We start from the raw sequence: 4828 nt of genomic DNA on the forward strand, positions 1-4828 counted from the left end.
CCGAACGCGGTCTAGCTTCTCCGCCACCAATCTCGCGATCGAGATCAGTGCCAAAGGAGCACGCCATGTTCCGCCTCAAGTCCATTCTGATGTATGCGGGCTTCGTGGGAAGCCTGTTGGGCTTCGCCTGGAGCCCCGCCGCCGCCCAGACCGCCCCCGTCCAGCCGGGCAACGCCGCGCCGACCGCGCTGGCGGGCCCCGAGCAGCGCGTGGCGCTGGTGATCGGCAACTCCAACTACCGGAACGCCCCGCAACTCGCCAATCCCGACAATGACGCGCAGTCGATGGCGCAGTTTCTGAACTCGGCCGGCTTCGAGGTGATCGCCGCGACCGACCTGACCCAGAACGACATGCTGCGCGTGGTGCAGGACTTTTCCGCAAAGGTCGCCGCGCGCGGGCCCAACACGGTGGCGATGGTCTACTACGCCGGCCACGGCGTGCAGCTCGCGGGCGAGAACTATCTCGTTCCGGTCGACGCCCGCGTTTCGAGCCCGAACGAGCTCGTCAGCAACTCGGTGCGCCTGGTCGACGTGATGTCGACGCTGGAGACGATCCCGAGCCGGATGCGCATCGTGATCCTCGACGCCTGCCGCAACAATCCGTTCCCGACCATCAACGATGCCGGCCGGGGGCTTGCGATCGTCGATGCGCCGAACGGCTCGATCGTCGGCTATTCGACGGCGCCGGGCGCCGAGGCGCTCGACGGCGCGGGCGGCCACAGCCCGTACACCCAGGCCTTTCTCAGCGTCGCGCGCGAGCCGAACGTGCCGATCGAGCAGCTCTTCAAGCGCGTGCGCCTGGAGGTGAACCACACCACCTCCGGCCAGCAGACGCCATGGGAGAGCTCGTCGCTGACGTCCGACTTCACCTTCTTCGGCGACACCGCGGTCGCCGCCAACCGCGCGCCGGTCACGGCGCCGGTCGTGCAGATGGCGTCCAACCTGCCGAGCCGCTCGGTGCGCCAGGCCTATGACTACGTGCTGTCGGAGGGACGCACCGAGTACTATCAGGAGTTCATCCAGATGTATCCGCACGACCCGCTGTGCGACCACATCCGCCGGCTGCTCGCCAACCTGCTCGTTGCGGAAGCCTGGCACAAGACGGTGCTCGCCAACTCGCCGGTCGCCTACAAGACCTTCTATGACAGCTACTCCACGAGCCCCTATGCGCAGGCCGCGCTGAAGCTCGAGCTGGCCCCGAAGGCGATCCCGCTGATGCAGGCGACGCACTTCCTCGCGCCGCAGACCATCGTGCCGACGATGAAGCTCGGCAATCTCGGCCCGAACAAGGACCTGCCGCTGGTTCATGAGGGCAACGGCAACCTGCCCAAGGGCGAGACGATCAACACGCCGTCGCAGATCCCGGGCAAGATCGTCACGCTGCCGGCGCCGGCCGGCACCAGCAACACGCCGACCAGCGGCGGCAGGATCGTGACCCTGCCGGTGACGACGATCGGCAAGGCCGGCGCGAACCTCGACGTCAAGACCATCGGCGTCAAGACCAACGTGCCTGCGAACGTCCAGAACGAGCCGATCCGCACCGGCAACACCAGCATCGTCAAGCTCAACAACAACCCGGTCAGCCCGGTGCAGGTGAAGACGCCGCAGCTCAACACGACGCCGAAGGCGATCAGTACCGTCGCGACGAGCAGCAACTTCAAGCAGTCGATGAACCAGACCCCGCCAATGAACGCCGGCATGAACCGCCGCGGCGGGTTCATGCACTGATTGCGGTCAGGTGCGAGACACGACAACGGGGCGGAGCAGCGATGCTCCGTCCCTTTCATGTCAGACTTAAATCTCGGCGAATTGAGTGCAGTCAGTAGATTTCATGGGGCGGTGAGCGTGGCCTTTCCGATAGGTTTGGGTTTCCTCACTCGAACCCACGGAGAGTCAGATGCAAGCATCGACCATAGGCACGCCCACCGCCGGCCATAATGGCACAATTTTTGTTGCGATCGAACTCAGCCAGAAGACATGGCTGGTGACGCTGCACAGCCCGGATCGCGATCGGATGTCGCGGCACAAGCTCGAGGGCGGCGATCATGCGGGGCTGCTGGAGCTGATCGAGAAGGTCCGCAGCCGGGCGGCGGAGAAGCTCGGAGCGGTGCCGCAGGTGGTGAGCTGCTACGAGGCCGGCTACGACGGCTTCTGGTTGCACCGGCTGCTGGAGGCCGCCGGGATTCTGAACTTCGTGTTCGACCCGGCGAGCATTGCGGTGGAGCAGCGATCGCGGCGGGCCAAAACGGACCGGATCGATGGTGAGCTTCTGCTGCGGACGTTGATGGCCCATTTGCGAGGCGAGCCGCGGGTGGTTCGGATCGTGCGGGTGCCGAGCGTGGCGCAGGAGGACGCCCGGCGCGCCAGCCGCGAACGCGATCGGCTGATCACGGAGCAGACGGCCCATACCAACCGGATCAAGGCGCTGCTGCGCCTTCGCGGAATGGCGGCCGGCAATCCACGGCGGCGCGACTGGCTGACCTGGCTGGCGCGCCAGCGCGACTGGCAGGGGCAGCCGCTGCCGCCGCATCTGCTGGCCGAGGTGACGCGCGAGCACGCCCGCCTGATGCTGATGCGGGAGCAGCTTGTGGCGCTGGAAGAGGCTCAGACCCAGGCCCTTGCCCAGGCCCTTGCCCAGGTCCTTGCCGTTCCGGCGCAGACGGCCGAACGGCAGAATCTGCTGCAACGGCTCAAAGCCCTCGGTCCGGCCTTCACCGCCACGCTGACCAACGAGGTGTTCTACAAGGACTTCCGCAACCGCCGCGAGGTCGCCAGCTACGTCGGATTGGCGCCCAGTCCCTGGCGGAGCGGCGGCATCGATCGCGAGCAGGGCATCAGCAAGGCAGGCAATCCACGCGCCCGCCTCAAGGCGATCGAGCTGGCCTGGCTCTGGCTGCGGCATCAGGCCAACAGCGAGCTCAGCCGCTGGTTCCGCACCCGCACCGCCAATGCCGGCAAGCGGGCCAGGCGCATCGCCATCGTCGCACTGGCTCGCAAGCTGATCGTGGCGCTGTGGCGCTATCTCACCACCGGACTTGTACCTGCGGGGGCAACCATGAAGGCATAGAACAGAACCACCGCACCGGGCGCTGCGCTCGCCGCAGTCCGCGCGGGATGGATGATGACCGTGCCACCCATGGGCCGAACAAACAGCCGTTTCGTAGATGGGTCTCATCCTCAGGGCTTCCTCGCCGCAAGCATGCGGAATGTGGGTCCGGACCACACCAGTCCGACCGGATATGAGGTGATGCAGTGAGCTGCATAATTCTTCGGAAGCCAATCCTCGCACGGAACACGGTCGCCGCGCTGCGCTACGCATGGCTCCGCGCGCCGCCCTCTCACCCTGAAATGCTGCCCCAGACCCCAAGGAGAGCCTTGACTCACAAATCCCCATATGAGGGTGGGCAAAGGCGCGAAGCGCCGTGCCCACCATTTTGGTCTGCCCGATGTCACGAGAAGTGGTGGGCACGCTTCGCTTTGCCAACCCTACGAGCTACACCGTCATTTGCGAGGAGCGAAGCAATGACGATTGCGGCAGATCCTTCTAGGCCACCAGCTCCGCGAACAGATCGGCATCGACGTTGCCGCCGGAGAGCACGATGACGATGGTCTTGCCGGCCGCATTCAGCCGTCCGGCGAGCAGTGCGGCGAGGCCGACGGCACCGCCGGGCTCGACCACGAGCTTCAATTCGCGATAGGCAAAGGCGACCGCGGCGCCGACCTCCGCGTCGGATGTGGTGACGCCGCGCGACAGCAGCCGGCTGTTGATGGCAAAGGTGATCTCGCCCGGCATCAGGGCCATCAGCGCGTCGCAGATGGTGCGGCCCGCCGGCGCGTGCGGTTCGCGATGGCCGCTTCTGAGCGAGCGGCGGTGGTCGTCGAAGGCGTCCGGCTCGGCCACGATCAGCTCGGCCCGCGGGTAGCGCGCCTTGACCGCGGTCGCGACGCCCGCGATCAGGCCGCCGCCGGAGGCCGGCGCCACCACGATGTCGGGGGCAAGGCCGAGCGCCGCCAGGTCCTCGGCGATCTCGCGGCCGGCGGTGCCCTGGCCTGCGATCACGAAGGGATCGTCATAGGGCTTGACCAGCGTGGCGCCGCGCTTCTCGGCGATGCCGCGCGCGATTGCCTCGCGATCCTCGCGGTCGCGATCGTACAGCACGACCTCGGCGCCATAGGCTTTGGTGCGCTCGCGCTTGGACAGCGGCGCATCCGACGGCATCACGATGGTCGCCTGCATGTCGAGGATTTTTGCCGCCGCCGCCACGCCCTGGGCGTGGTTGCCGGAAGAGAACGCGACCACTCCGCCGCTGCGCTTGTCGCGCGGGATCGAGGACACCTTGTTGAAGGCGCCGCGGAACTTGAAGGAGCCGGTTCGCTGCAGCATCTCCGGCTTCAGGAAGACCTTTGCCCCGACGCGCTCGTCGAGCACGGGAGAGGACAACAGCGGCGTGCGGATGGCGAAGGGCGCGATCACGCGCGCGGCGGCATCGATGTCGGCGGGGCCGACCGGGAGGGGTTGTTCCGTCATGCGCTAGGTGTATCGCGCCTGACGATGGGCGGGCAAGACATCCAGGCGTGATGGGGACGGGCGCCGGGCCACGAACGCGGCCGTTCCGCCGCTCTTGCACATGGGAGGCGGCTAATAGAACCGGTGGAAATGATGGATCGGGCCGTGGCCGTGGCCGACGCTGAAGCGGTCGGCGGCGGCGATCGCCGCGCTGATGTAGGCCTTGGCATTGTCCACCGCGAGCTCGAGCGCCTCGCCCCTGGCGAGCCCCGCCGCGACCGCCGACGACAGCGAGCAGCCGGTGCCGTGGGTATTTTTCGTC

4 protein-coding genes are annotated in these 4828 nt (G+C 67.1%); 2 read left to right on the forward strand and 2 right to left on the reverse strand.

Annotated elements, in window-relative coordinates; all coding sequences use genetic code 11:
* Positions 1–65: 65 nt before the first annotated feature.
* The gene (locus KGM94_RS23500; RefSeq protein WP_300264601.1) at positions 66–1727 is read left to right on the forward strand and encodes a caspase family protein; all 1662 of its coding nucleotides are present in this window, start codon (positions 66–68) and stop codon (positions 1725–1727) included.
* A 169-nt stretch (positions 1728–1896) separates the two neighbouring features.
* A complete protein-coding gene (locus KGM94_RS23505; protein WP_300264603.1) occupies positions 1897–3066 on the forward strand; it encodes an IS110 family transposase in 1170 nt (389 codons plus the stop codon).
* A gap of 477 nt (positions 3067–3543) precedes the next feature.
* On the opposite strand, the gene KGM94_RS23510 is transcribed toward KGM94_RS23505, so the two are convergent.
* Both KGM94_RS23510 and KGM94_RS23515 read right to left on the reverse strand, forming a co-directional pair.
* Positions 3544–4527 (reverse strand): threonine/serine dehydratase, encoded by a 984-nt coding sequence (locus tag KGM94_RS23510; protein WP_300264605.1) that lies wholly within the window; start codon positions 4525–4527, stop codon positions 3544–3546.
* 111 nt (positions 4528–4638) lie between these two features.
* Positions 4639–4828 (reverse strand): bifunctional hydroxymethylpyrimidine kinase/phosphomethylpyrimidine kinase (locus KGM94_RS23515; RefSeq protein ID WP_300264607.1); only part of this gene is annotated, 190 nt, incomplete at its 5' end.

Source organism: Bradyrhizobium sp., assembly GCF_028868675.1.
GTDB lineage: Bacteria > Pseudomonadota > Alphaproteobacteria > Rhizobiales > Xanthobacteraceae > Bradyrhizobium.